This is a genomic window from Erythrobacter sp. F6033, from assembly GCF_023016005.1.
Taxonomy (GTDB): Bacteria; Pseudomonadota; Alphaproteobacteria; order Sphingomonadales; family Sphingomonadaceae; genus Erythrobacter.
Genome location: NZ_JALKAZ010000001.1, coordinates 1,085,274 through 1,109,257, shown reverse-complemented (window position 1 = coordinate 1,109,257; position 23,984 = coordinate 1,085,274). Strand labels below are relative to the sequence as shown.

19 protein-coding genes are annotated in these 23,984 nt (G+C 55.7%); 7 read left to right on the top strand and 12 right to left on the bottom strand.

The genetic code is table 11. The features are described from left to right. Positions 1-153: 153 nt before the first annotated feature. Positions 154-672: a hypothetical protein gene (locus tag MWU39_RS05215; RefSeq protein WP_247158922.1), complete on the bottom strand. Its 519-nt coding sequence runs from the start codon at positions 670-672 to the stop codon at positions 154-156. A 139-nt stretch (positions 673-811) separates the two neighbouring features. Continuing rightward, positions 812-1,261, bottom strand: coding sequence for a DUF1801 domain-containing protein (locus MWU39_RS05210; protein WP_247158921.1), 450 nt, complete (start codon positions 1,259-1,261; stop codon positions 812-814). An 84-nt stretch (positions 1,262-1,345) separates the two neighbouring features. Between MWU39_RS05210 and MWU39_RS05205 the strand changes: the two genes are divergently transcribed. Then, positions 1,346-2,593 carry a cyclopropane-fatty-acyl-phospholipid synthase family protein gene (locus MWU39_RS05205; protein WP_247158920.1) on the top strand — a complete coding sequence of 416 codons (1,248 nt, stop codon included), beginning with the start codon at positions 1,346-1,348 and terminating at the stop codon, positions 2,591-2,593. On the opposite strand, the gene MWU39_RS05200 is transcribed toward MWU39_RS05205, so the two are convergent. Then, positions 2,582-3,940, bottom strand: coding sequence for an acyltransferase (locus MWU39_RS05200; protein WP_247158919.1), 1,359 nt, complete (start codon positions 3,938-3,940; stop codon positions 2,582-2,584). The genes MWU39_RS05205 and MWU39_RS05200 overlap by 12 nt on opposite strands. Before the next feature lie 170 nt (positions 3,941-4,110). On the opposite strand from MWU39_RS05200, the gene MWU39_RS05195 reads away from it, so the two are divergent. Both MWU39_RS05195 and MWU39_RS05190 read left to right on the top strand, forming a co-directional pair. Next, a complete protein-coding gene (locus MWU39_RS05195) occupies positions 4,111-5,343 on the top strand; it encodes an argininosuccinate synthase (RefSeq protein WP_247158917.1) in 1,233 nt (410 codons plus the stop codon). An 854-nt stretch (positions 5,344-6,197) separates the two neighbouring features. Beyond that, positions 6,198-6,758, top strand: a complete 561-nt coding sequence (locus tag MWU39_RS05190; protein ID WP_247158916.1) for a septal ring lytic transglycosylase RlpA family protein — start codon at positions 6,198-6,200, stop codon at positions 6,756-6,758. A gap of 9 nt (positions 6,759-6,767) precedes the next feature. On the opposite strand, the gene MWU39_RS05185 is transcribed toward MWU39_RS05190, so the two are convergent. After that, a complete protein-coding gene (locus MWU39_RS05185) occupies positions 6,768-7,196 on the bottom strand; it encodes a CHRD domain-containing protein (RefSeq protein ID WP_247158914.1) in 429 nt (142 codons plus the stop codon). A gap of 478 nt (positions 7,197-7,674) precedes the next feature. Beyond that, complete coding sequence (locus tag MWU39_RS05180) at positions 7,675-7,974, bottom strand: hypothetical protein (protein WP_247158912.1); 300 nt, start codon at positions 7,972-7,974, stop codon at positions 7,675-7,677. Positions 7,975-8,226: 252 nt separating this feature from the next. Here MWU39_RS05180 and MWU39_RS05175 point away from each other — a divergent pair, with 252 nt between their 5' ends. Then, entirely contained in the window at positions 8,227-9,090 is an 864-nt protein-coding gene (locus MWU39_RS05175) for a hypothetical protein (RefSeq protein ID WP_247158911.1), read from the top strand. Positions 9,091-10,091: 1,001 nt separating this feature from the next. Here MWU39_RS05175 and MWU39_RS05170 read toward each other — a convergent pair. The 4 genes from MWU39_RS05170 to MWU39_RS05155 form a co-directional block, all read right to left on the bottom strand. Then, entirely contained in the window at positions 10,092-11,042 is a 951-nt protein-coding gene (locus tag MWU39_RS05170) for a hypothetical protein (RefSeq protein WP_247158910.1), read from the bottom strand. 170 nt (positions 11,043-11,212) lie between these two features. After that, positions 11,213-11,407: a phage terminase large subunit family protein gene (locus tag MWU39_RS05165; protein WP_247158909.1), complete on the bottom strand. Its 195-nt coding sequence runs from the start codon at positions 11,405-11,407 to the stop codon at positions 11,213-11,215. 37 nt (positions 11,408-11,444) lie between these two features. Further along, entirely contained in the window at positions 11,445-14,411 is a 2,967-nt protein-coding gene (uvrA, locus tag MWU39_RS05160; protein WP_247158908.1) for an excinuclease ABC subunit UvrA, read from the bottom strand. Positions 14,412-14,544: 133 nt separating this feature from the next. Beyond that, positions 14,545-16,140: a hypothetical protein gene (locus MWU39_RS05155; RefSeq protein WP_247158907.1), complete on the bottom strand. Its 1,596-nt coding sequence runs from the start codon at positions 16,138-16,140 to the stop codon at positions 14,545-14,547. Positions 16,141-16,507: 367 nt separating this feature from the next. Between MWU39_RS05155 and MWU39_RS05150 the strand changes: the two genes are divergently transcribed. Further along, positions 16,508-18,247, top strand: coding sequence for a hypothetical protein (locus tag MWU39_RS05150; protein ID WP_247158906.1), 1,740 nt, complete (start codon positions 16,508-16,510; stop codon positions 18,245-18,247). 1,179 nt (positions 18,248-19,426) lie between these two features. On the opposite strand, the gene MWU39_RS05145 is transcribed toward MWU39_RS05150, so the two are convergent. The 3 genes from MWU39_RS05145 to MWU39_RS05135 are packed head-to-tail and all read right to left on the bottom strand — an operon-like array spanning position 19,427 to position 22,028. Continuing rightward, positions 19,427-20,167, bottom strand: a complete 741-nt coding sequence (locus MWU39_RS05145) for an ABC transporter ATP-binding protein (RefSeq protein WP_247158904.1) — start codon at positions 20,165-20,167, stop codon at positions 19,427-19,429. Beyond that, on the bottom strand, positions 20,164-21,144 hold the full coding sequence (locus tag MWU39_RS05140; protein ID WP_247160308.1) for an iron ABC transporter permease: 981 nt from the start codon (positions 21,142-21,144) through the stop codon (positions 20,164-20,166). Before MWU39_RS05140 ends, MWU39_RS05145 begins: the two co-directional genes overlap by 4 nt. After that, the gene (locus MWU39_RS05135; protein ID WP_247158903.1) at positions 21,144-22,028 is read right to left on the bottom strand and encodes an ABC transporter substrate-binding protein; all 885 of its coding nucleotides are present in this window, start codon (positions 22,026-22,028) and stop codon (positions 21,144-21,146) included. The genes MWU39_RS05140 and MWU39_RS05135 overlap by 1 nt, the downstream gene beginning before the upstream one ends. 165 nt (positions 22,029-22,193) lie before the next feature. On the opposite strand from MWU39_RS05135, the gene MWU39_RS05130 reads away from it, so the two are divergent. Together MWU39_RS05130 and MWU39_RS05125 are read left to right on the top strand one after the other, a co-directional pair. Next, complete coding sequence (locus MWU39_RS05130) at positions 22,194-23,375, top strand: cell wall hydrolase (protein WP_247158901.1); 1,182 nt, start codon at positions 22,194-22,196, stop codon at positions 23,373-23,375. Between the two features lie 183 nt (positions 23,376-23,558). Next, positions 23,559-23,885: a hypothetical protein gene (locus tag MWU39_RS05125; RefSeq protein WP_247158899.1), complete on the top strand. Its 327-nt coding sequence runs from the start codon at positions 23,559-23,561 to the stop codon at positions 23,883-23,885. Positions 23,886-23,984 lie beyond the last annotated feature (99 nt).

Below are 23,984 nucleotides of genomic sequence, written 5' to 3'. Positions count from 1 at the left end.
ACGTGCTCTTCCACACACTGCGGGCGCATTCGCGGCACTCTCAATAACAGCAGCACCGTTCGCTGAAATCCTTCAAGATTAGGAATCTGCTGATCAAGAAGCAGTCTAAGGCAAATGCATAGTCCGATAAGCTCTAGAGCAAACCAGTCTTGTTCACCTCAGATGGCCGGAGAGGTTCGTGAGCGCTAGCATCTCCTCATGCACCTTCGCCAAAGCGTCAGTGTACCATAGATCGATCAGAAATTTGATTTCGCCCAGAAATGCCGGGATTTCTTCTAGCACATAGAAGCTCGCCAGAGCCTCTTCCAAGGCATCTCCATTGCGGTTCGGCAGCCTGACATTGATGCCATGGCCAGTACAATAGGCAACAAGTTCATCAAGGTGCTGCTGCAAGGTGGCACGACGCAGATCGTTGCTGGCGGAGCGGGCATGGCCCAGCTCTGCTTTCGCTTTTTCGATAAGGGCGTTGAGATAGTCGTAAACCTGATCGGTTGGGTAGCGTTTGATCCCGATAATGCTTTCGATGAAATCGCGTTCAATGCGCAAACGTGCCGTTTCAGGATGTTCGCAGGTCGCAAAGTCCGAAGACCATGGTTCGATGGCTACATCACCGCCCTCCTGCACACTCTTTGCTTCTTGGCCTACAGGAATTTGACTTGCGAAATCGTTCATAATCCACCCTCGGAATTCACCTACTTTTCGCGCTTTGGCGTGAAGGAGTGAATTTCCAATTAAGGATATGGATTAGTTGTATTCGGAGTTAAACGAGTATGATCGCTTTCACGCTAAGCAAGCTCTGTCCTAGGTACGCTTAACCCCGACCATTTTCGGGATATTTGCGGTTCATCGCGGCCCAGCAAATGCCGATGATCTCTTCGAGAACACTCAAATCAATATCGGCAAGCTTGTTCACGTAAACACAGCTGGCGCCGGTTTTGTGCTTGCCCATTTTTTCCAGCAGCGCATCTACCCGCTTGCCAGTTTCCTCATCGCAATAACGCCCCATCAAATACAGCGAATGCTTGGCCTTGCGCGGACTGAATCCGGAGCGCGCAGCGTCCCCTTCCCGTCCGCTTTCATATTTATAATGGTAGGTGCCGTATCCGATGATCGTTGGCCCCCACATATGCGGTGTCTCGCCCGTGACCTTGCGAAACAATGCGTCGAGCACCTTTGCGTCCTCGCGTTTCGCTGTGGGTTCTACTGCGTCGATGAAATCATCCACCGATACATCGGTTGGTCGTGTTTTTGCCTCTGCCATGCCCCTACTTACACCCATTCGTTGACAGCGCCAAAACTGGCGTCATTCTTCGTTTGCGGGGTCTGATAACCACACTGGATACCTATGAGTAAAATGCTACTGGACAAATTCCTCTCGCGCGGGGTGTCGCGCGGGCAACTTGGTGTCGTATTCGCAGACGGTTCCGTCAAAACTTATGGCAGCCCAGCCGACGGTTTTCCTGAAATTGTTATCCGGTTTGCGGATGATCGCGTGCCACGAGATGTCTTTATGGACCCGCGGCTTGGAGCGGCGGAGGCCTTTATGGATGGCCGTCTTATCATTGAAGACGGCGATATCATGGGGCTCGTCACCTTGCTCCGGGCGAATGACCGGTGGGAGCGCGGCGATGACAATCTGCGCCCGAGCTTTGCAAAGCGACTCATAAACCAGGCAAGCTTCGCTGCCGAGCGGATCAACAACGCTGTGCGCTCCAAGGACAACGTCGCGCATCACTATGACATCGGCAACGATTTCTATGCGCTAATGTTGGATGAAGAGCACTGGCAGTATAGCTGCGCCTATTGGCCGCGTGATGATATGACGTTGGGCGAGGCGCAGACTGCCAAGCTTGCCCACATCGCTGCAAAACTTGCGATCAAGCCTGGGCAGAAAGTGCTCGATATCGGCTGCGGTTGGGGCGGAATGGCGATCTTCCTTGCGCGGCATTACGACGTGCATGTGACCGGAATCACCTTGTCAGAAGAACAAATCGCTCTCGCAAAAGAGCGTGTCCGCAAAGCAGGGGTAGCTGACAAAGTCACAATCGAGCTGGTTGACTATCGAGACTTCGCGAAAGCAGGGCGAAAGTTCGATCGGATCGTTTCGGTTGGCATGTTTGAGCATGTTGGCCAGCCGCAATTCGAAACCTTCTTCGAAGCATGCGCAAAGCTGCTTTCTGAGGATGGAGTGATGCTGCTTCACACAATCGGACGTCTCGGGTTACCGGGCACGACCGATGCCTTCACACGGAAATATATCTTCCCGGGCGGGTACATCCCTGCACTCTCCGAAACCGTCGAGGCGTCCGAGAAATTCAGGCTGATCGCGTCCGATGTAGAAACACTGCGACTGCATTACGGCAAGACGCTGCGCTGCTGGTACGCCAATTGTCTTGCCAACAAAGATGCCATTGTGGCCATGTATGACGAGCGGTTTTTCCGCATGTGGACCTTTTATCTCGCAGGCGCAGCGACGGTCTTTGAATATGGCAGCATGTGCAATTACCAAATCCAATATCTCCGCGATCGTCATGCCGTGCCCATCAATCGGGACTACATTGCGGCGGAAGAAAAGCGCTTGTTAGGAGCTTGATCCTTCTTCCGCCGGCGTCTTGCTGAACCATTTGTACATGGGGCCAAAGCCCAGCAAGGCAGCACCCACAAACGGCGCAGCGACGACAACAAGATTGATACCGGACCAGCTCTGCTCGCTTGTAATCGTAACCCCAGCCGTCGCGGCAAGGCCTGCGCATATCAGAAACACACCGGCGACGACGCGCGCCTTTGGTACAGTGCGCCCGCCTCTTATCGGGCCAAAGCTGCGCTCATGCTTGGCAAAGATCGCAATCATGGGCAGCAGTGCGAGAATATAAACGCCGAGCCATAGCGGCCTCGAAGCCCACCACTCGCCGGTGCCGGGTACCGAATTGAGCCCCGCTCCGCCAAAGCCGATCCACATAACCGTCATCACGAGCACGAATGCAGTGAGGTGCCAGAGATAAACCGTCATGATCATCCCATTCATCAACACGGTGGCGGTCCAGATGCTCAGATTGTCGAGCATTTTGCGTCCTAAAGGCTCCAACGCCAGCACGAGTCCTACCTGCGTGACCCCTAGCGCGAACAGCGCGAGTGTGGGCGGCAGCGAATTGGAGAAGCCTCCTGGTGCGGACACCATTGAAACGGGATAGAATCCATAGACGGTGATCGCGACCAAAATTGCGAGACCAACAACAAATGTCGCCAGCGCAAGCAAGCGACTGTCAAACCGCCCATCGCGCCACGCAAAACCCAATTGGTGGATCGCTAAGAACACCCAGAGGAAGTTGGTAAAATTCACGTAGGGCACGCCGGCGGAGAAGGTCAGCCAGTCGGTCAGCATCGACAATGGAATGTAGATCGCAAAACTCAGCCACCCAAACCGCTCCCACGCCTTACGCGTCAACGGCGTGCAGGCTGTCACCACCAGATACACCGAGAGGAACCACACGGGGATCAGAGCCGCTTCCGTCGCATCACGGATCTGACCGCGCTCAAGGCCGACCTGCGTCATAATGACAGCAAGAACCGCCCAAAGCAGAAGGACGGGGAATGTCGGAGCGATCAATCGCTGGACACGCGCCGCAAGCCAATCGCGGTAAACACCCGTTTGCCCTGGAGTGGCTTTGCGCAAAGTCGCATCCCAGCTCATGCCGTTGGAGAAACCACCGACTAGGAAGAACACGGGCATCACCTGAAAACCCCAAGTCAACCAATGCGTCCAGTTTGCAACGCTGAGCAGATCGCCGCGCTGCAGTTCGCCAGCGTCATCAACGTAGAGGCCTGCCATCAGCCAGTGACCAAACACAACAGCCAAAATCGATACCGCTCGTAGAAAATCGACCCAGCGATTGCGCTCTGGCGGTGCCATTTGCGCAAGCTCGCGTGCCTTGCTCCACATTGCCAACATTAAGGGTTCTCCCATCCCAAGTCCCTGAAATATCGGGAGCCTGCACTGCATTGACAAGCAATTTTCCCATTTCCGCTACGGCATAGTCAATTCGTAACCAGTGATTGCGCAGCTGCGAATACGCTGGTAGCCGCCGCAGCATTCCTCGGAGACTCATAGCAATGCCTGACAACAAAACCCCTGGACTCAAACGTGTCGTTCTCGCTTATTCGGGCGGTCTCGATACATCTGTCATTGCGAAGTGGCTGACAGTTGAGCGCGGATTGGAAGTGGTGACTTTCACGGCTGATCTTGGTCAGGGCGAAGAGATCGAACCCGCCCGCGACAAGGCACGCGCAATGGGTATCCCGGATGAGCACATCTTTATCGAAGACGTGCGCGAAGAGTTCGTTCGCGATTACGTGTTCCCGATGATGCGCGCCAATGCGCGGTACGAAGGCGACTATCTGCTCGGCACGTCGATCGCCCGTCCGCTTATCTCGAAGCGTCTGGTCGAGATCGCGCATGAAACCGGAGCGGATGCTATCGCGCACGGTGCGACCGGCAAAGGCAATGATCAGGTCCGTTTTGAACTGTCCGCTTACGCGCTTGATCCGAACATCCACGTGATCGCCCCATGGCGCGAGTGGGATCTGACCAGTCGCACCGCCCTTATTGAGTGGGCGGAATCGCACCAGATTGCCGTACCGAAGGACAAGCGCGGTGAAGCGCCCTTCTCCACCGATGCGAATTTGTTGCACACATCCTCCGAAGGCAAAGTGCTCGAAGATCCATGGGAAGAAACCCCGGATTACGTCTATTCGCGCACCGGCCATCCAGAAGACGCTCCGGACACGCCGGAATATATCGAAATCGGCTTTGAGCGTGGCGACGGTGTCTCTTTGAATGGTGAGGCGATGTCGCCAGCGACGTTGCTGACTGCACTGAACGAACTGGGCCGCAAGCATGGCATTGGCCGGCTTGATCTCGTTGAGAACCGCTTCGTCGGCATGAAGTCGCGCGGCATGTATGAAACACCGGGCGGCGAAATCTATGCGCGCGCTCACCGTGGTATCGAGCAGATCACGCTGGATGGCGGCGCGGCGCACCTCAAAGACGAGCTGATGCCCCGCTATGCAGAGCTTATCTATAACGGCTTCTGGTTCAGCCCCGAGCGGGAAATGCTGCAGGCCGCCATTGATCTGAGCCAAGAGAAAGTCGCAGGCACCGTGCGGCTTAAACTCTACAAAGGTCTCGCCAGTGTTGTTGGCCGCAAATCGCCGTACTCGCTCTATTCCGAGGCGCATGTCACGTTTGAAGATGACGCGGGCGCCTATGATCAACACGACGCCGAAGGCTTCATCAAGCTGAACGCGCTGCGTCTGAAACTCCTCGCAAAGCGTGATCGCGGCTGAAGAGACGGCGAGTCGTACCGACTCGGTAACGAACTTGAGCGGGATGAACTCGTATTTCGGGCTTTGAACCCGGGTGTGCATTCGGGCCGAATTCGAGATTGCGACGAGCTGTTGAGTTGTCCACCGCCGTCCACAAGTGATCTGGGCAAAAGTGGATAAGTCGCTCTTGCCACCCTTGCCGAAAGCCAGATTCGGGCGCAGTTTCAAATTGTCTTCGGGACACAAAGAAACTGCAAAGCTTCCCGCAAAGGATTGTTTTACAGAGACTTTATTGAAGCGAAGATGCGGTGGCATCTGTCCACGCGCTGTCTGAGAGAAGGCATGCAAAAGGCTTCGGTCCAATGCAAGTCGGCTTGTTTGAAGAAAGTGCGAAGCGATGCGATCGGGAAAGACCAATCGTCTGGTCAGCATTCGAGGAAGCGAAAGGGTCAAACCGGACGCAGCCGTTTGAGAAAGCAGGCAATAACAGACAATCGGTCTCGGCTTAGCCCTAGGGAAAGCTGTGCAGGCGGAAGGCTTCGGCACAAAGCGAGCACGGTGGACCGCAAGCAAAAGCCGGATGCTAGCGCGAGCGCTGGCTGAGAAAACGCAAATCCTTCGGGATGTGCGAGGACGAGGCCAGAGGCCAAGTTCATTGAAGAACGCGAGAAGACCGGCTTGCCGGAGGACGCGCGAGAAACGATGACCACGCCTGGTAAGAGTGGGGTCGGCAGCAATGCCGGCCCCATTTGCTTTTGAGGGTTCGTCAAAGGACGCTTTCCTATGCTCGATCCGTCGCAAGTCGAGCCCGTTCCAAGCCGGAACTCCTTGCGCAAATTTGCACCAGCGCTGCCAGCATCGTTATAAGCTCGGCTATGAGAGTAGGAAAACGATACGCGGCGCTGCGGGCAACCGCGCCAATCGCGGCGCTGTTCTGCGTATCCTCTGTCGCATCGGGACAGGACCAACCTGATCAAACCGCGCCTGCCACCAATCCGTTAGTCGCGACCTATCCTAAGGCAAAGCCGCCGTTCGTTGACACGTTTGAGCCATTTGCCACGCCCAAGCCTGATCTCAACCTCCCTGCAAGCGCGGTCGACATCACAACTTTCGAGGCTCCGCTTGAACCCCGCGAAACCGTCCGCAGTCTCGGCACGGGAGTTGCCTCCTATTACGGCCGCCGGTTCCATGGACGGAGAACCGCGAATGGCGAGCGGTTCAATATGAACGCCATGACGGCCGCTCACAAAACTCTGCCCTTTGGCACCAAAGTCCGCGTGACCAATGCCCGCAATGGTCGCAGCGTGGTGGTCCGCATCAATGATCGCGGGCCGTTTATTCGCGGACGGACGATCGATCTATCACGCGGCGCGGCGACCAAGATTGGCATGATCGGCGCCGGTCATGCCCAGGTTAAGCTCGACATTATCGACTAACGCCGCCGCCTATTTCAGCTGCCCGCGTATCGCGCCCTCGGGAAAGGCTGCGGTGTGGACATTAACGTAGTACTTGCGCTCATTCTTCGCCATGTCCTTCAGCAGTTCAACATCGACGTCGATGCACTTGTCATCATCTGTCAGTTCCAGCGTCACAACGGGCGGCCCGTTCTTGCCCGCTTCGCCCTTGTGAATATGCGCGGCGGCAAAGTCGTCTAGCCCTTCGACCTCCAGCATGTAGCACATGCTGCCCGTTTGCAGGTTGAGCTCGGCGCTGAAATCGCCGCTGGCGTCTTCACCTGCGCCTTCATGCCCGACCTCGTGCTCCCCGAACAAGGAAGCGCCGATATAGGCATATTCACTCTGCGCATAAACCGGCGCTGCGGCGATCGAGCCTGCGCAGAGTGCGGCCGCGATCCATTTGGCTGTGTGTGTCATAGTCCCTCTCCGATCTTGCGGGGATCGGCGTCGCGGGACCGTTTCGGCGTGCCCGGCGAGCGAACCCCGAGGAGCAATCAATATACACACAGTCGGGCGAGTTGCGAAGAGCCCTCGCCTCGGACCCAGCCTAGTGCAGCACCGCTCGCGAAATGAGTCATGCGCGCATGTAGGACACACATGACAAATCCGCGAAGTGTCACCCGGTGCCTACAAGGGGTTTTCGCGTATTTTCAGAGGTTTGCGCATGTAGGACACGGGTGACAAATGTCCTATTTTTCTGCGAGTTTTTGTATTCTGCAGCACATCCGTGCTGCGATGTCCTCGCGCCTACGGCGCTGCGGGCGGGCGGTCGCCCTTGCGGGTCTGCGACCCGTGCTCCGCAGCTTCAATGCTAGGTCGGTTTTGGGTAAGGTCATGCCGCTGATTTAGCGGCAGGGCGGGCAGTAGGAAAACGCGCGTCCTCGCTCGCTGGAGACTACGCGCCCAGCATTGTATCCGCGACTTCCTGTCCGCATTCTTCCCCGATGGCGGTCATTTTCTCCTCATCGAGGAAGTCCATCGGGCCAAGCTCCTGCTCGCGCACTTTGGCGGTGGAGCAATCGCAGAACGGCTTGGCCATTTCCGCTGGCCCGCCCTCTGCGGTGAAGGAGGTGGTGCAGGTGCTGGCGAACTCCTGATACATCGCTTCATTGTCCATAAGACCGCCGCACGCCGAGAGCGTGGCCGCGCCTCCGAGGAGAGCGGAAAGAGCGGCGGTTTTGGCAAGTGAGCGCATGAAAATTCCCCTTATTGCTCCGCAGGGTAGCGGAGGGTTCCAGACACATCGTAAGGGGTGAGCAAACGGATGCAACACCCTGTTTATGGGAGATCCTGCATCTCGGAGCGCTCGACCCCGCTATCCGAAGCACACCCGCGCAAAGCACCATCGCGAACGCAAACCGCCAAGCAATACGGCCTTAACCATGTCTCAAACTCCTTCAGCTAAGGCTCAAACCAATTGAGAAACAGGCTAAAGAACAGGGGCCGCATGAACTGGCAACGCATCACCCGCATCGGGCTCGTCATAAACGGAAAGTCGCTGATGATCGTCGCGCTCGCGGTGGTTTCGACCTGGGCGTGCCTGCGCCTCAATCTGGTCGCCGACTATCCGCTCACGATCATTTCGACCGCCGTGATCTTCCCCATCGTGTTCTCGATCGGCCATGCCTACAAACGCCGCGAAGCCGCGCTGGACGATTACGGCACGATAAAGGCGCATGGCCGCGCGCTCTATTTCGCCGCACGCGATTGGCTTCCCGATGAGGATGGCCCGGCCAGACAGGCCAAGGAAGAGCGCCTGCGCCATATCGAGCGTGTGCTCGCAGAATTGCTAAGCGCCTGCCGCGCCATGTTCAAAAGCGACCGCAGCGAAATGGCCCGGACAGAGCGCGCCGTTTACGCCGCCTTCTCCGAGATTTCGGGCTTTGTGAAGCGGATGCGCGCAGAGGGCCTCGCCAGCGGCGAATGCAGCCGCTGCAACCAATATGTGTCGAAGATGATCGTCGCGTTTGAAAGCGTGAAGCACATCTACCAATACCGCACACCGCGCACCCTGCGCGCATTCAGCGACGTGTTCATCATCCTGCTGCCGCTGCTCTATGGCCCGTTCTTCGCCTTTTGCGCGATCGAATATGAAGCGCCAGTGCTGACCTATGTGATGCCCGTGCTGTTCGCCGTGATCCTGACCGGTCTGGACAATATCCAGAGCCATCTGGAGGACCCCTTCGACCAGATCGGCCCCGACGATGTCTCGATCAATGCCGAGAAATTTGTCGAACTGCTAGGCTGCGGCGAAGACGGCAGCGCCTGCGATGATGCGTGTGCAGATGTGGGTGTAGCGAAAGCGGCGTAGTTTGTTTTCCCGCACGCCATCCGGCGCGCGAAATCCTCGCGCCTAGCGGCGCTGCGGGCGGGCGGTCGCCCTTGCGGCGGCTGCGCCGCCGAGCTCCGCAGCCTCATTGCGAAGTAGTGCCAAGTTTCGGGGCGCAAGGCCGATGGCTTGAGATGGCTCGGACCCGATAGGGTCCGCAAGGGCGGAGTCGAAACCGAAGGCGCAGACGGCCAAAGGCCACCCGCAAGGCCGCCCGAGCTTATGCGAGGAAGCAAGCGGCGCGGATGCGCCCCGCCCGCAGGGTCCAAACAAATAACTTCTCACTTCTTGGAAAACCACTCGCGAACAGCACCCGCAGCTCCTCGCAGCTTGCGGTAAAGTACGATCCATGATGAAAGGCGCCAAATTCAATATGCAAATTTCAGATGCAAGGCAGTGGTTTAATTTACCGCCTCTCTTCGGCGCGATACTGTCTCCGTATCTCTAGTATCGAGAAAATTGATTCGGATAGTCTGTAAAACAAGTACAACAATTCGAAAAACACTAAAAAGGCTAGGGCGCACACTAGTGAACTCAGAAGGTCTCGAGCGGTCCAAACAATTCCGAAAAAATGATCGAAATCGCGATTTACGACCCAATTTAGGTGCCGTTCTATAAGGCCTTCTGATACTGGAATAGCTAGTAGCAGAACGAGCACTAGGCATGTGACCGCCCCGGCTAAAAACAATCTAGCTCGAACTCGAATGTTATTCGTGATTTCCTTGAGTCTATTTAGGTCATTCCGCTGACTTTCGTTTTCAGGATCAGCTAAATCGGCATTTGAAATTGAGCCCGTCGAAAATAGAGCGGTAAAAGTAAAACCCGCGAGCACAGACACAGTTAGTGCCATAGCAGGCAGGGCCGTAGTTGAAATGTCTGAAGAGTAGAGACCAATAAATATTGACGAGAGAGTTATCAGTGTGGCTCTGGTTTTATGCCACGCAGCATCGTTCTCGTAGCTTTCATATGCGTCCCAAATTATCCTAGGCTTCTGCAGCATTGTCGATAAGCGGAATAATTCGCTCCCTCATTACCCTTAGCATTTCTGAGCTCATTTCGTCTGGATCAACCTCCCCGTGACGGCCAATATCAACTCCAAGATAAAATTTGGTCGCAAAATTATTGTCGCCGAGGAAATAGACGGTCCGCTGCCGTCCATGTTCTCGAATCACAGCTGAGCAACCAACAATCTCATCCGCATCAAGCTCCATTAGTTCTCCTTGCCTTACCATATTTGCGATAGCACGCTTTCGTTGTTCGTCTGTCCCCCTAATTTGACGTGATGCACCGACTACACGCTCATCAAAATCGGCCCCAAAATCGGATCGCTTGATGGCGATCTCACCAGTCGAGCCAAATAGCGGCCGACGCTCAGCCCGATTAGAACCTTTTCGATAGGTCAATTTGAGAGAAATAGGATGGCCCTCACCTATCTCAGTCGCAATGCTCTTCAGTGTCTTCGACGCTACACGATAGTTTCCCCTTAGGTGGTGCGACAAATATGAGCGGATTCCATCATAGTCGCCAAATTGACCATGATAGGTGACCCCAACCAAGATCTTACCGTCACGTAAACGAGTGATTAAGTAATAAAATGTCCGCAAATTGAGGCTTTCGGGATCTATTTCTCCGAGGACATTGTTCCTCAATTTTTGACCATAATACGCCCCTTCATACTCCCCAAAATAGACACCGGGCGATGGCTCGGAGAATGTGTGTCGATGCATTTCAGTGCCATCTTTGATGGACTGAACAATCTCAGCATCATTGTCGTCTAGCTGAGTTGTGTCACGCAGAAGAGCCAAAACCCTTTCGAATTCATCTTGAGTAAAACCATCCTCGATCGCCTCTTCTTCGGGGTCATCGTTTGGCATAGACTTCACAAGATAGTGAAATGCAGTTGTCACGAGCTGATTACGATGCTTTTTTGCCATTTTAACTCCTGTTTTTCAAAGCATTGTAATAAAAACAGTTTATGTCAACCTTACTCCCCACTTAAGCCAAGTACTCCTCAACACGTAAGTCAAATACCCACCCGTAAACGAACGCTTCTCTATCGCGACCTTCTCCGGTGTGCCCTCGGCCACAACCTAGCCGCCGAACCTTACACGCCAGCCCCATCTTTCAGCTGGCCCAGCTTATCCATAGCGCCTTTGACCTCGCCTCCTCCCTGTTCAGCGAGGCCGATGCTGGCTTTGCAGTTCGGGCAAGTGAAGTGTTCGCCCATGATCAAGGCTTTTGGCGAAATAGGGATTGCTGTCCCGCAAGCTGGACATGGGACGGAAATTTCGTCGGTCATTGTGCAATCTCCTTGGCGCAATCGCTATGCAATCGATCTACTTGGCAAGCATATCCTTGAGATACCCACCCGTAAACGAACGCTTCTCCTTCGCGACCTTCTCCGGCGTGCCCTCGGCAACGATCTCGCCGCCGCGCACGCCGCCTTCCGGTCCCAAATCAACAATCCAGTCGGCGGTTTTGATCACGTCTAGGTTGTGCTCGATCACGACCACGGAATTGCCCTGCTCCACCAGCCGGTGCAGCACTTCGAGCAGTTTGCGCACGTCTTCGAAATGCAGGCCGGTGGTAGGCTCGTCGAGGATATAGAGCGTCTGTCCGGTGGAGCGTTTCGCCAGCTCCTTGGCCAGTTTCACGCGCTGCGCCTCGCCGCCTGACAATGTCGTCGCCTGCTGGCCGACTTTGACATAGCCGAGGCCGACCTCGTTCAGCATCCGCATCTTGTCGCGGATCGGCGGCACGGCTTTGAAAAACTCCTCCGCATCCTCAATCGTCATATCCAGCACGTCCGCGATGGAGAGGCCTTTGAACTTCACCTCCAGCGTTTCGCGGTTGTAGCGTTTGCCGCCGCATTCCTCGCACGTGACATAGACATCGGGGAGGAAGTGCATCTCGATCTTGATCAAGCCGTCGCCGGTGCATTGTTCGCAGCGGCCGCCTTTCACGTTGAAGGAGAAACGGCCCGGCTTGTACCCGCGCGCCTGGCTTTCCGGCAGACCGGCGAACCAGTCGCGGATATTCGTGAAGGCGCCGGTATAGGTCGCGGGGTTGGATCGCGGGGTGCGGCCAATGGGCGACTGGTCGATCTCGATCACTTTGTCGCAGAATTCGAGGCCGGTGATTTTCTCATGCTTGCCCGCGATCACTCGCGCGCCGTTCAATGTGCGGGCCGCGGAGGCATAGAGCGTGTCGATGGTGAAGGACGATTTGCCCGACCCCGATACGCCGGTGATGCAGGTGAACGTGCCAAGCGGAATGGATGCGGTGACGTTTTTGAGGTTGTTCGCCGAAGCGCCCTTCACCGTCAGCTTGTGCCCGTTGCCCTTGCGGCGCTCTTTCGGCACGGCAATCTCGCGCCTACCCGTCAGGTAGTCCGCGGTGAGCGACTTTTTGGATTTGAGTATCTGTTTGAGCGTCCCCTGCGCGACCACTTCGCCGCCGCGCACACCGGCGCCGGGACCGAGGTCAACGATATGGTCCGCCTGACGGATCGCGTCCTCGTCATGCTCGACCACGATAACTGTGTTGCCCAGATCGCGAAGCCGCTTAAGCGTTTCCAGCAGCCGGTCATTGTCGCGCTGGTGCAGGCCGATGCTCGGTTCGTCGAGCACATAGAGCACGCCGGACAGGCCGCTACCGATCTGGCTCGCAAGCCTGATCCGCTGACTTTCCCCGCCTGACAAAGTGCCGCTGGTCCGGTCAAGATTGAGGTAATCGAGCCCGACATTGTCGAGGAAACCAAGCCGCTCGTTGATCTCTTTCAGGATCGCCTTGGCGATCTGCGACTGTGTGTCGGTGAGTTTGTCATCCAGCGCGAGGAACCAGTCCTTCGCATCGGAGACGCTCATCACGGTCGGCGCGGCGATATCCGTGCCCGCAACCTTCACAGCGAGGCTTTTCTCGTTGAGGCGTTTGCCTCCGCAGGTCTCGCATGGCTGGGCGGTCTGGAACTTGGAAAGCTCCTCCTGCATCCAGCTGCTTTCGGTCTGCATCAACCGGCGATTGAGATTGCCGACCACCCCTTCAAACGGCTTGTTCACCGTGTAGGACTTGCGGCCATCCTTAAACGTCAGCTCAACCGGCATCCCGCCGGTGCCGTGGAGAATGATCAACTTCTGATCCGGCTCCAGATCTTTCCATGGCGTTGTGACGTCAAAATCATACGCCTTCGCAAGGCTCTTGAGCACCTGCATATAGTATGGCGAAGGCGGATTGGATTTCGCCCACGGGGCAATCGCACCCTGTTTCAAGGTCAGCCCTTCATTGGGCACCACCAGCTGCTCATCAAACAACTGCTTCTCGCCGATCCCGTCGCATGTTGGGCACGCACCCTGAGGCGAGTTAAACGAGAACAGTCGCGGTTCGATCTCTTCGATGGTAAATCCGCTGACGGGGCAAGCGAATTTCTCGGAAAACACGATGCGGTTGGCAGGAATACCCGCGCCTTTCATCTTCTGGTCCGTCGTTCGTGCTGAGCCTGTCGAAGTACGAACCTGCTCGACATCTGCTTTTCGCCCTTCGACAAGCTCAGGACGAACGGAAGCCAAAGCTTCCTCCACAGTCCCATCGGCGAGGTCCACATAAGCCAGCCCCTCGGCCAGCTTCAGCGCGGTTTCGAATGAGTCCGCAAGTCGTGTCTCCAGTCCTTCTTTCACCGCAAGCCGATCAACCACCACTTCAATGTCGTGCTTGAACTTCTTGTCGAGCGCGGGCGCTTCTTCGATCGGATAGAGTTCCCCGTCGATCCGCACCCGGGTAAAGCCAGCTTTCTGCCATTCGGCCAGCTCCTTGCGGTATTCACCTTTGCGCCCGCGCACGACCGGCGCGAGCAGATACAGCCGCGTGCCCTCAGGCAATTCCATCACCCGGTCGACCATATTGGAGACGGTCTGGGCCTCGATTGGCTTCCCGGTCGCTGGCGAGTACGGCACGCCCACCCTCGCCCAGAGCAGTCGCATATAGTCGTAAATCTCGGTTACGGTCGCGACGGTTGAGCGCGGATTGCGCGACGTCGTTTTCTGCTCGATGCTGATCGCTGGCGAAAGCCCGTCAATATGCTCGACATCGGGCTTCTGCATCATTTCAAGGAACTGGCGCGCATAGGCGCTCAGGCTCTCGACATAGCGCCGCTGACCCTCCGCATAGATCGTATCGAAGGCGAGGCTCGATTTGCCCGACCCCGAAAGCCCTGTGACAACAATCAACGCATCGCGCGGCAGATCAATATCGACGCCTTTGAGATTGTGCTCGCGAGCACCACGGACTGAAATTTTGGTTAGGCTCATGCGGCGGGTTTGTTCCGGTAATGTTCGATTGAGTCAAGTGGCGCGAAGGCACATGCGGATACGTGTCCACGAAATGGTTTTCGCAGGACTGGATTGCAACGTCTGAATGGCTTTACGGTTTCTGACCTATTGATCAGCCGCCACCAAACATTTGCAGGATGCGCGCAATCGTTTCCCCATCAGGGAGTCGCCCTTTGAGATAGCCTGCAATCTGGATCGCGCGATCTGTCAATTTAGCAATGTTCTCAATCGATCTCGCGCCATCGCCGGCTTTCTTGACTGCTCCGCCCATTTTGCGGACCACATTGCGGCTGGTTTCACTCGCAGCGATCCGTGCTGGGTCATCGTCAGGAGCATCGGGCGCAACCTGTGCGTTGCTTGCCTCAATAATCGCCTGAGCCAGATCGGTTGTCTGGCGGCTATTGCGAAAAGCCTCGGCGATCAAATCAAGCATTTCGCGCGTAAGCGGTTCGCCCGTCTGACCGAGTTTGCCATGCCAAAGCTGCGCGAGCTTGGGGCTGAATTCGGCGATCATCGCCAGCGCCGCGACGAGCGGCAAATACGCATCACGCTGCTTCTCGGAAAGCTGCGGGTTCATACTCTCCCCGCTTTCGCGCTCATTCACCTGTCGGATAATTTCGCGCGCGCGAAGTACGAATAAGCGAGGACGCAATGCCTCAACAGTTTCGCCAACAGCCTCTTTCAGCAGATCTGTAGGCTCGGCCATGTCCTTGGCGTTGGTATCACCAGCAGTGGCCAGAACAGCGTTCTCGATCAGGCGCAGAATTTCAGAGTGATTGTCACGTTCGTCAGCATCACCCTGAAGACCGTTGGGCAACACATCTTCATCGAGCTCCGTGCGTCCTTCACTGTCGAGCGAGAAGGTAAAGGCACGGGGGTTTTGTTCCAACTCTTCGTCAGAGGGGACGTTCGGTTTCCGCAAACTGTCGACGAAAGTCTTGATTTCGGCATTGACCTCGGCGGGTTCGCGTTTCCACCAAGCGCTTCCATGCTTTACAAGCCAGCTGTAAAATTTCTCGTCAGCCGCATCGTCGAAGTTGGCGAAGGCATGCGGTAGGCCTTCGAGCCGCCCGTAGTACCATTCACGCCAGATTTCGAAGCCCAAACCGGCAGATGACAGCCATTTCGAAGCATTCGACCAAGTGTCAATAAACCAGTCCGGACGCTCATTCCAAAGCGGTTTCGCTTTCAAATTCTTGAGAGCTGCGCCCATCTTAACGCTATCACAATCGCCCAACACACTTTGCCAAACATTATCGGCAGGGCTTTGAGTATCAGGGATGTCTCCGTTGGCGGCAACAGCGGCATCAAAAACTGCATCGCTGGCGTGCACTGTGAGCGCATTACCTTCTGAGGCTGCGGCAAAAGCCAATTGTGAACACGCATCAAGCGTATATATTACTGAACGCGAAAGTGTGTCGTTCGTATCCGACCAGAAAGCAGTGTTATCGGCGGTTACTCCAGCAAGATTCGCAGCACGAACTCCCTCGTCTGTCGGGTATTCTAGTCTTGCCTGCGAGGCGCTGAGTGCTCGAAAAACTGTCAAAGATGCGAGCGAGCCAGAGCTTTCATCATTCCAGCCATTAGGATCGAACGCGAGCGGTCCAGCTCTCAGGACTGCACGCAATGAAATCAATACCGCCCAGCCACTGGACTGATCCTCAAACCAATCCACGAGGTCAAGACGCGATGTGATCTCTAAAGCCATACCCTGCTTATCGCCTGCCCTGCCGTGTCCGCGCAAGACAAGCCACGAACTTTTGCGTTAACAAACTTAAGAACCCAACGTTTGTCGAAAAAATACAAGTCCGCCTAAAATTCTTCAATGTTTTCAGTGGGGGCTACAGGAAAACTAAAGTTCCCCAGCCCTGATCAGCGCGTATCCCTATAGGCCTCTTTGCTAGTCTTCCACGAAGCCCTTTGGGTCGCACCTAGGGTCGCAAAGATATCAGCGGGGCGGTCATTCCCCGGTGGGTTCTGCTGCATGGTCAGCGTGGATTGGCGAAAGCCGGAAGACGTTTGCTCATGCAATAAAGCCATCCGTGAATGGCCGCCTCCGTTTTGTGGGGCACATAATGAAGAAATTGGTTTTGATTTTGGCGGCGAGCAGCGTGGCGCTTGGCGGGTGTAGTAAGACACATCTGTCTGTCGCGCACGATGGTGCCCTCGCCGATAATACGAGAAAGCCAGAAGGCATTCCATATCGCTTGCCCACGACTGAGCTTAAGGTCGTAGCACAATGGACGCTTAAGCGATGCCCACAGATCGTCACGAAGCGAAAGGACGAGGGAGGCCCGCCAGTCTTTTATGACGAAACAGGCAAAGAACTTCGAATTGTTGGAGGTAAGCTGGTCGCTGTTGATAAACCGATTGGAAAATCCCCGACGCCTGTAGAAATCGATAATGCCAGTCTACCGCTCGAATTTGGCTTGGTGGGGTCCCACACAATCAGATCGATTGAAGGCCCCAGCTATACTCTGAACTATGAGGATCTCTCGAAAGCATTCAAGACAACCCAAGTTGCGATCGAATATCATCCGAACACCGCAATTATTAAGTCGATCAACGCAAGCGTTCAGGGTCAAGAGCCTGCGGCCATCGGAAGCGGGATCAAAATCGCTGGCTCCATCGCTAAACTTGCTTTTGGTATACCCCCGATTAGCGCCGACGGAACACCCAACCCTGGAGAGACAGCTTACCTGTTTGATCCATGCACGCCCGAAGCATTTGAACTTGTAAAAGGCCGCAATAGCCTTGTGAATGAGGCTAAAAAAATTGGCAAATCCGCCACAAAAGCCGCATCAGAAATTGCACTGCTTGAAGCCAAAGCAGCCTTGGGCGCTCTAGCAGAATCTGAAAAGCTAGAACTGACCACCCTGATCAAGAAATCGAAAAAAGACGCCGCAGCTTTGAAAAAGATCACAGCGGCTCTGGCGCTCCTGGACAAGGAATTGACACTCACTGGAACCTTCGAACTGAAGGAGCAAAGTCTGACCGAGAAGGACCTTCTTATCAGGCCCGACAAAGGCAAATTGGACAAATTCAAAAAAGTGATTTTGAAGGAAAAGGCGCTCGCCAAGTTTGAAACAACCGCTCAAAACGGAGAAACAAAACCAAGCCAGACGGCAAAAGACTTCGAAAAACTGCTCACAGCGAAACTGAAATTTGGTGCTGACAGTGCAGCCGAAAATATATGCATAGGAACAGAACCTTCCGCTTGCGAAGCTGAACTCAAAGCAGCGGATACTAGTGATAGGTCAGATGCAGGAAAGGCGGAGCAAGGCTTCGTATTTCGATCACCCGAGCAAGTTCGGATGACACTCACGGGTGAGAGGAGCACAAAACCAGTTATCGACGCAAACATCCGGATTGCGCAGCTTGGGCGCTTTCGCCTTTTGCCTCTTACGAACGGATTTGGTGAAAACAACTCCATCTCGGCGACCTTTGCTCTTGATGGCACGCCCACAAAAATTGAGTACAAAAAGACAAAAGACAGCGGCACCGAGCTTCTAAAATCAGGCGAGCTGGCTCTCGCTGATATATTGGCGGTTAGAGATGCAGCTACAGCAGCGAACGATGCGAAAAAGTCTGAATTGCAGCTCGAGAATGACCGTCTCACGCTTGAGTTGGACAACCTAACCAAACAAAGAGATATTCAAACGAGACAAGATGAGCTTTCAGGCTTATCCGCGACTACCCCGTCAGAGATCGAATTGCGCAATGAAAGGATTGCCGTCTTAGCCCTGGACGCGCAAATCGCAGAACTCGAAAAGCGCATTCGAGACGCGCTAACGCTAGAGGAGGTCGAGGAGTAATGGCGGGGCCCAGCGCCTACTCCAGTGGCCATATTGATCCATGACTCGGCCTAGAGTTAGCACGCCATACGCACCGATCCCGGTGCCTACAAATAGGCGAATGCGAGGTCGTTTTACCATATCCACTTTCAACTACTTTCATCCTCAAGAAAAGTCAGAGTGGTGCTGGGCTGCAGTCGGGACGGCAATTGCGAGACGTTATGGCAAGTCTGTAAAACAACGCCAAGTGGCGCGATTGATGGGAACCGAAACGCAAAATCATCCGGCAGATTCTGATGTTTTCCTGCCTCGCTTGTGTGCAAAGCTCAAATTGAGTTTCGTTTACAATCGAACCTCGGTTGAGAATCTCGACAACGTTATGTCTGCGCTTCAAAGAGGAGTGCCAGTACCATGTCGTTATGCGTGGGTTGATAGATATGGATACAGCACCGGTTTCACTCATTTAACGTGTCTCTATGGATATCAGTACGCCAACCAGAACCTTCTCCTCAAAGTATATGATCCATCTTATTCTGATGCTTACCAAACGAATGTTTATCTATTGAATTCTATGAATTTACGAACTTTCCAAACCGGCAGAACAACGGGCCGCATCGTGTCGTTTTTTCTGCCAAAACCATGGCAACGATAATGGCAGCTATTAGAACAGTTCGCACATCAAAGAAGGCACAGGAAATTGCTGTGTCTTTGCTCTCGGACCCAGAATTCTTGGGCGCAGAGGTCCCAATCGGAAGACTCTCATCAATTCCGATATATCATTGCGATCCAGAGAGTTTTGACCAGCCACAGGATTGCGATCGCATAGGTTGGCGATACACATTTTCCGGCGCGGCTAAGGCAGTATTGCTAGATTTTCACAAAACGGCTTCAGACCCTGAATTGACACAAGTCACGTATGATGGAAGCGCCTTTTTTCTGGGACTTATTCGTTCAACCGAGGCGGTATATTCACTAAAGTCTAAATCCAAATTCGCACCTAGGCTACTGATTTTGCCTCAATGTAGCTGGGCATGCATATGGTACAATTCGAACAACTCTGATGATGTTTTTTCATGGTCTAGATCTGGTGAATTGCATGATCGGGCGGCTGCTTCTGAACATGTACGCGCGTTGTTAGAGAAAACGCGAAACACACGCTTTTTGGGCGAATCGGTGTAGTCTTTGAATACCCATAAGCCGCTAGCAGGTTACCAAAGCCTGTGCGCCGCCCTCACCGATCCAGCGCGTATTGACGCCCCAGCCTTGCGCGATGACGCTCTCGTTGAGCGCATCGCCGGGCTGGCCATCGGCGATCACCTTACCCTCGTGCAGCACAAGCACCCTATCCGCGTGGTTCATCGCCAGCGCCAGATCGTGGAGCACAATCACGACCCCCTGCCCTGCCTTGGCGCAGGATTTGAGGTGTTCGATCAGGTTTAATTGATGCGCGAGGTCAAGCGCGGCTAGCGGTTCGTCGGCCAGTATCCAGTCTGGCTCGCCTGCCAACACGCGGGCGAGCAGTACGCGGGCGCGCTCTCCGCCGGATAGCTGACTGGCGGGGCGTTTGCGGAACTCGCCAAGCGCAAGCGCATCGATTGCGGCGTCGATGGCTGCATGTCCGCGATCTCGGTGCGGCAGGCGGCCCAAAGCCACGAGCGTTTCGACCGCCACATCCCATGCAATCTCTGCGCTTTGCGGCAGGTATCCAAGCGCGCGGGCTCTGTTTTGCGCGGACATTGAGTGCAGCGGAGTGTCTTCAAGCGTGACCTCGCCTGCCCCCAGCTCCAACAGTCCCGCCAGTGCCATCAAAAGGCTCGATTTGCCCGCACCATTGGGGCCGACAATCGCCGTAATCGTGCCCGGCTCGAGGCTGGTTGTGACATCGCTCAGAACCCTTTTGCCCCCGCGATCAAGAGAAAGGCTTTTTGTTGCTAAAGTCATAGCGCGCCCCTCCGCATACGAAGCAGCAGCCACAGGAAGAACGGCGCTCCGATAAGGGAAAGAGCGATGCCCAGCCTCAGCTCTGTGACGAATGGTAGGATACGCACAGCGCTATCCGCAATCAGCACAAGACACGCTCCGGCAAGAGCGCTGGGCAAAATCAAGCTTGAGGGCAAGCGATCCGTGAATGGCCGGACTAAATGCGGCACGATCAGCCCGACAAATCCGATGATGCCAGCAACCGCGACCCCTGCGCCGACCGTCAGCCCGACACCGACGACCAACAACGCCAGCAAACGCGAAGGATCAACCCCCATGGACCGCGCCGCATCTTCGCCCAAGGTCAGAGCGTCCAATGACCGCGCAGCCATCGCAAGTGTACCAATGCCGAGCGCCACTAGAGGTGTCGCGATCCACACTTCCTGCCACGAACGATCCGTGAGCGCGCCGTTAAGCCACATTACAATCTGGCTCATCGCAAAGGCATTGGGGGCCATCGTGATTGCCAGTGCAGTCAGCGCACCTGCGAGGCTCGCGATCATAAGGCCCGCTAGTGTGAATAGGGCAATTCCGCCACCTGCCCCGGAGGACGTGCGCCCTGCGATCAGTGCGAGAAGCGCCATCGCCAGTGCAGCTCCCGCCAATGCAAAGGCAGGCAAGCTCCACGCGGCAATCGCGGGAGGAAGCATCGCTCCAAACCAGAAGCTCGCCACCGCGCCCAGCGCCGCCATGGGCGCGATCCCGAACAGGCCCGGATCGGCCAATGGATTGCGCAAATACCCTTGCATCGCCGCCCCCGCAGCGCCCAGCCCCCCACCGACCACAATTGCAAGAGCCGCGCGCGGCAAACGAAGCTCCATCAAGATAAGCGTAGCGTTGGGAGTCGTGGCCGGATCAATCCAGACACGTCCGGTAAGTAATGACAACGGCACCAACACCGCAAGCAACAATGCAAAGATTAAGGACGCTCGGTTCATCAATGGTTCGCCCGCCAATAATTCCGTTCAAATTCGGCGCGAATATCGAGCAATCGTTGGCGTGCCAGAGGGATGGTGGGCCCTCCGCAGTAGAGCAGCTTCGGATCGAATTCGGCGACGAGCGTGCCGCGCAAATTTTCGAGAAGTGGATGCGTCTGCCCCGCCCTGTCCCCAGCGATCAGCAGAATGTCAGGGGGATCGGCCAATATTGTCTCCAGAGACACGAAATCGGCCTGACCCAGCCCGCGCGCGGCGGCGTGGTTGGTAAATCCTGCCCAGCGCAACTGCTCACCAACCAGAGTCGCATCGCCAGGCACAATCTGCCCCGGTTGCCATAGCAGTGCCGAATATGTTCGGCCGCTTTCAGCCGCAGCCCGGGAGTTTGTGTCAGCGCCAATACGGTCGATCAAATCTGCACCCAATTCCGTTTCACCAGTCAGCTCGGCCAATTCACGGACTTGCTTCAGGCTTTCCTCCACGGTCGCAGGGCTGCCAAAGGTTTCCACGCGTAAATCCAAGCGCTCAAACGCATTGCGCGTCGCGGGTGAAATAAAGCTGGAAGCGAGAACGATGTCCGGCTCCAATGCCAGCACCTCCTCTGCTGTCCCACCCGTAACGCCAAAGCGATTTGCAATGTCCGGTTCGATGGAGCTGGAATTGGCATCCCGGCTATAATGGGAAAGAGCGAGTACCTGCCGCGGGTCTGCGACTTCGACGAGTATTGCATCAAGACACGGGTTGAGGCTCACAAATGTGGGTGGGCTGCCAGAACCGTCCTCTGGTGTCGATGTCACCGCCCCGGAGCACGATGCAAGCATGGCCCCAGCCGTCAGCGCAGCGGCAACACCCAAATCTCTGCCTGAGATATATTCAAATGCCGGCACGCAGTTCAATCCCTGTCTTTCCTAAGCGTTAGGGCGCTCGAAGAAGCTCCGCAAGCTCGCTTCAGATCGTTGTTAAGGAGGCTCGCAATCATTGTCCGCTTTCGGGACGGCCATTCCGGCGCGCTCGCATTATAGAGGGCGCCTCGATACGCGCGTTTTCGCGCTATGAATTCAATCCGCTCCCTCGCCCAGCGAACCTTCGCTCGCTCCACACCGGAAGTCATCAGACTGCCGGACGCGTCGCGCGTGGAAGCGGTCGAAACGAAACGCCCGGTTATTTATGGCAGAATAGCTCTTCTGCTCGCCATTCTCGCTGTACCGGCGATGGCTGCACCGGGAGATTTTGGCGCAATTGCGGGTTCCGCCCCGTTAGAATCCGAAAGTGTTAGAAGCGATCTAGCCGAGCTTCCGGTGATGCCATTCGAACGGCCAGGAATGAGCTTTCCCGGTTCGGCGTTCTTCTATCTTGCCGATCCGCCTAGCGAGGCTCTGGTCGCACTGCCGACCACCGATGCACTTGATACGGGCGCGGAAGACGGGCGCGAACTTGGTCAAATGATTGATGCGGGTCCTGCCGCCAATCCGTTCTTCGCATCGGTTTCTGGCAATTCACTGGGCCGCGCTCAGCAATGTTTGGCGCAGGCAATCTGGTACGAAGCGGCCAGTGAAAGCGTAGCGGGACAACGCGCCGTGGCGCAGGTTGTGCTCAACCGTGTTGCCCACCGCAGCTGGCCGGGAAGCGTTTGCGGCGTTGTCTATCAAGGATCGAAGCGATCCACCGGTTGCCAATTCTCTTTCACTTGCGACGGCAGCCTTTCGCGCCGCGCAAAAGGGGCAAGCTGGCAGCGTGCCCAAAGCCTCGCATCTGATGCACTCGCGGGAAGTGTCTACGCGCCAATCGGTCACGCGACCCATTACCACACTCTTTGGGTGAACCCGAAATGGGCAAGCTCCCTCGATCATGTCGGGACAATCGGTGCCCACCGGTTTTACCGCAATCGCGGTGCCAATGGCGAAAAATCGGCGTTTAACTCTGGCTATTCCGGCTTCGAACCAGGGGTCAGCAGTCGCACCGAACCAGCCGTATCCGTCGCGCCCATTGCCGCATCGGCTCAAAATCGAGCAGCCAGCAGCAATGCTCCAATCGCGAGTAGCAGGCCAGCCAATCGGGCATCAGCATCTCTCGAGCCGCTTCCAGTTCAGCCAGAACAGGCCACACCTGCCTATGGCGGCACTGGCCAAGTGAAAGAAGAATATGCGCGCGCTGGCCAATGGAAAAAGCGCCCTGCACCAGCCGATAGTTCCAGTGCCGATGCCGCGGCTGAACCGGCATCCGAAACACCTTAAATCCGCGCGACGCAGAAACGCGGTTAACAGGTTCGAAACCCTGTTCCGGAACCAAGCCTTAGAGACCCTGCGCCTAAACGGTGGATCAAGTCGCAACTATGCGCTCACCTCATCAACAGCGAACGAACCGGTTCGCTCACCTGCAGAGGGCAATGGCGCAAACAATCTGGGTGTTACCTCTGAATGTCGATCCGCTTTGCCGCCCTTAATAGCCAAGCGCGTTTTCCAGCCTGCACACCAATCGACCGGACCGTCGTCCGCCGTGCGATTGAGCAAGCCGCGAACGACAATAGCAATTCGGTTCCCAATGATCAGGTGCTGCGCGCCGCTCTGCGGCATTTTGCAGAGCACGGTTTGGGCGCTGCGCGTTCAGCCCGTGCGCATGCCGAACAGGCGTTTTTTGCAGGCGACCGCCATGCCTATGATTGGTGGATGAGCATCACGAGGACGCTTGATCGCCGACTCGCTGCGACCGCTGAGGCGGGCATAAACGCCAAAAATGTGACCTGACCCAGCCGATTGGCGGCGCAGCCAATTGATTTCGCAGCGCGGTAAAACTCTAGAATTTCTGCGGAAAATCTGGGTAACTATCCTGTTAACCTGACCTTG

What these genes read in the sequence shown, in the direction of transcription:
- MWU39_RS05215 (WP_247158922.1), bottom strand. Translation starts at nt 672, where the DNA reads ATGAACGATTTCGCAAGTCAAATTCCTGTAGGCCAAGAAGCAAAGAGT.
- MWU39_RS05210 (WP_247158921.1), bottom strand. Translation starts at nt 1,261, where the DNA reads ATGGCAGAGGCAAAAACACGACCAACCGATGTATCGGTGGATGATTTC.
- MWU39_RS05205 (WP_247158920.1), top strand. Translation starts at nt 1,346, where the DNA reads ATGAGTAAAATGCTACTGGACAAATTCCTCTCGCGCGGGGTGTCGCGC.
- MWU39_RS05200 (WP_247158919.1), bottom strand. Translation starts at nt 3,940, where the DNA reads ATGTGGAGCAAGGCACGCGAGCTTGCGCAAATGGCACCGCCAGAGCGC.
- MWU39_RS05195 (WP_247158917.1), top strand. Translation starts at nt 4,111, where the DNA reads ATGCCTGACAACAAAACCCCTGGACTCAAACGTGTCGTTCTCGCTTAT.
- MWU39_RS05190 (WP_247158916.1), top strand. Translation starts at nt 6,198, where the DNA reads ATGAGAGTAGGAAAACGATACGCGGCGCTGCGGGCAACCGCGCCAATC.
- MWU39_RS05185 (WP_247158914.1), bottom strand. Translation starts at nt 7,196, where the DNA reads ATGACACACACAGCCAAATGGATCGCGGCCGCACTCTGCGCAGGCTCG.
- MWU39_RS05180 (WP_247158912.1), bottom strand. Translation starts at nt 7,974, where the DNA reads ATGCGCTCACTTGCCAAAACCGCCGCTCTTTCCGCTCTCCTCGGAGGC.
- MWU39_RS05175 (WP_247158911.1), top strand. Translation starts at nt 8,227, where the DNA reads ATGAACTGGCAACGCATCACCCGCATCGGGCTCGTCATAAACGGAAAG.
- MWU39_RS05170 (WP_247158910.1), bottom strand. Translation starts at nt 11,042, where the DNA reads ATGGCAAAAAAGCATCGTAATCAGCTCGTGACAACTGCATTTCACTAT.
- MWU39_RS05165 (WP_247158909.1), bottom strand. Translation starts at nt 11,407, where the DNA reads ATGACCGACGAAATTTCCGTCCCATGTCCAGCTTGCGGGACAGCAATC.
- uvrA (WP_247158908.1), bottom strand. Translation starts at nt 14,411, where the DNA reads ATGAGCCTAACCAAAATTTCAGTCCGTGGTGCTCGCGAGCACAATCTC.
- MWU39_RS05155 (WP_247158907.1), bottom strand. Translation starts at nt 16,140, where the DNA reads ATGGCTTTAGAGATCACATCGCGTCTTGACCTCGTGGATTGGTTTGAG.
- MWU39_RS05150 (WP_247158906.1), top strand. Translation starts at nt 16,508, where the DNA reads ATGAAGAAATTGGTTTTGATTTTGGCGGCGAGCAGCGTGGCGCTTGGC.
- MWU39_RS05145 (WP_247158904.1), bottom strand. Translation starts at nt 20,167, where the DNA reads ATGACTTTAGCAACAAAAAGCCTTTCTCTTGATCGCGGGGGCAAAAGG.
- MWU39_RS05140 (WP_247160308.1), bottom strand. Translation starts at nt 21,144, where the DNA reads ATGAACCGAGCGTCCTTAATCTTTGCATTGTTGCTTGCGGTGTTGGTG.
- MWU39_RS05130 (WP_247158901.1), top strand. Translation starts at nt 22,194, where the DNA reads ATGAATTCAATCCGCTCCCTCGCCCAGCGAACCTTCGCTCGCTCCACA.
- MWU39_RS05125 (WP_247158899.1), top strand. Translation starts at nt 23,559, where the DNA reads ATGTCGATCCGCTTTGCCGCCCTTAATAGCCAAGCGCGTTTTCCAGCC.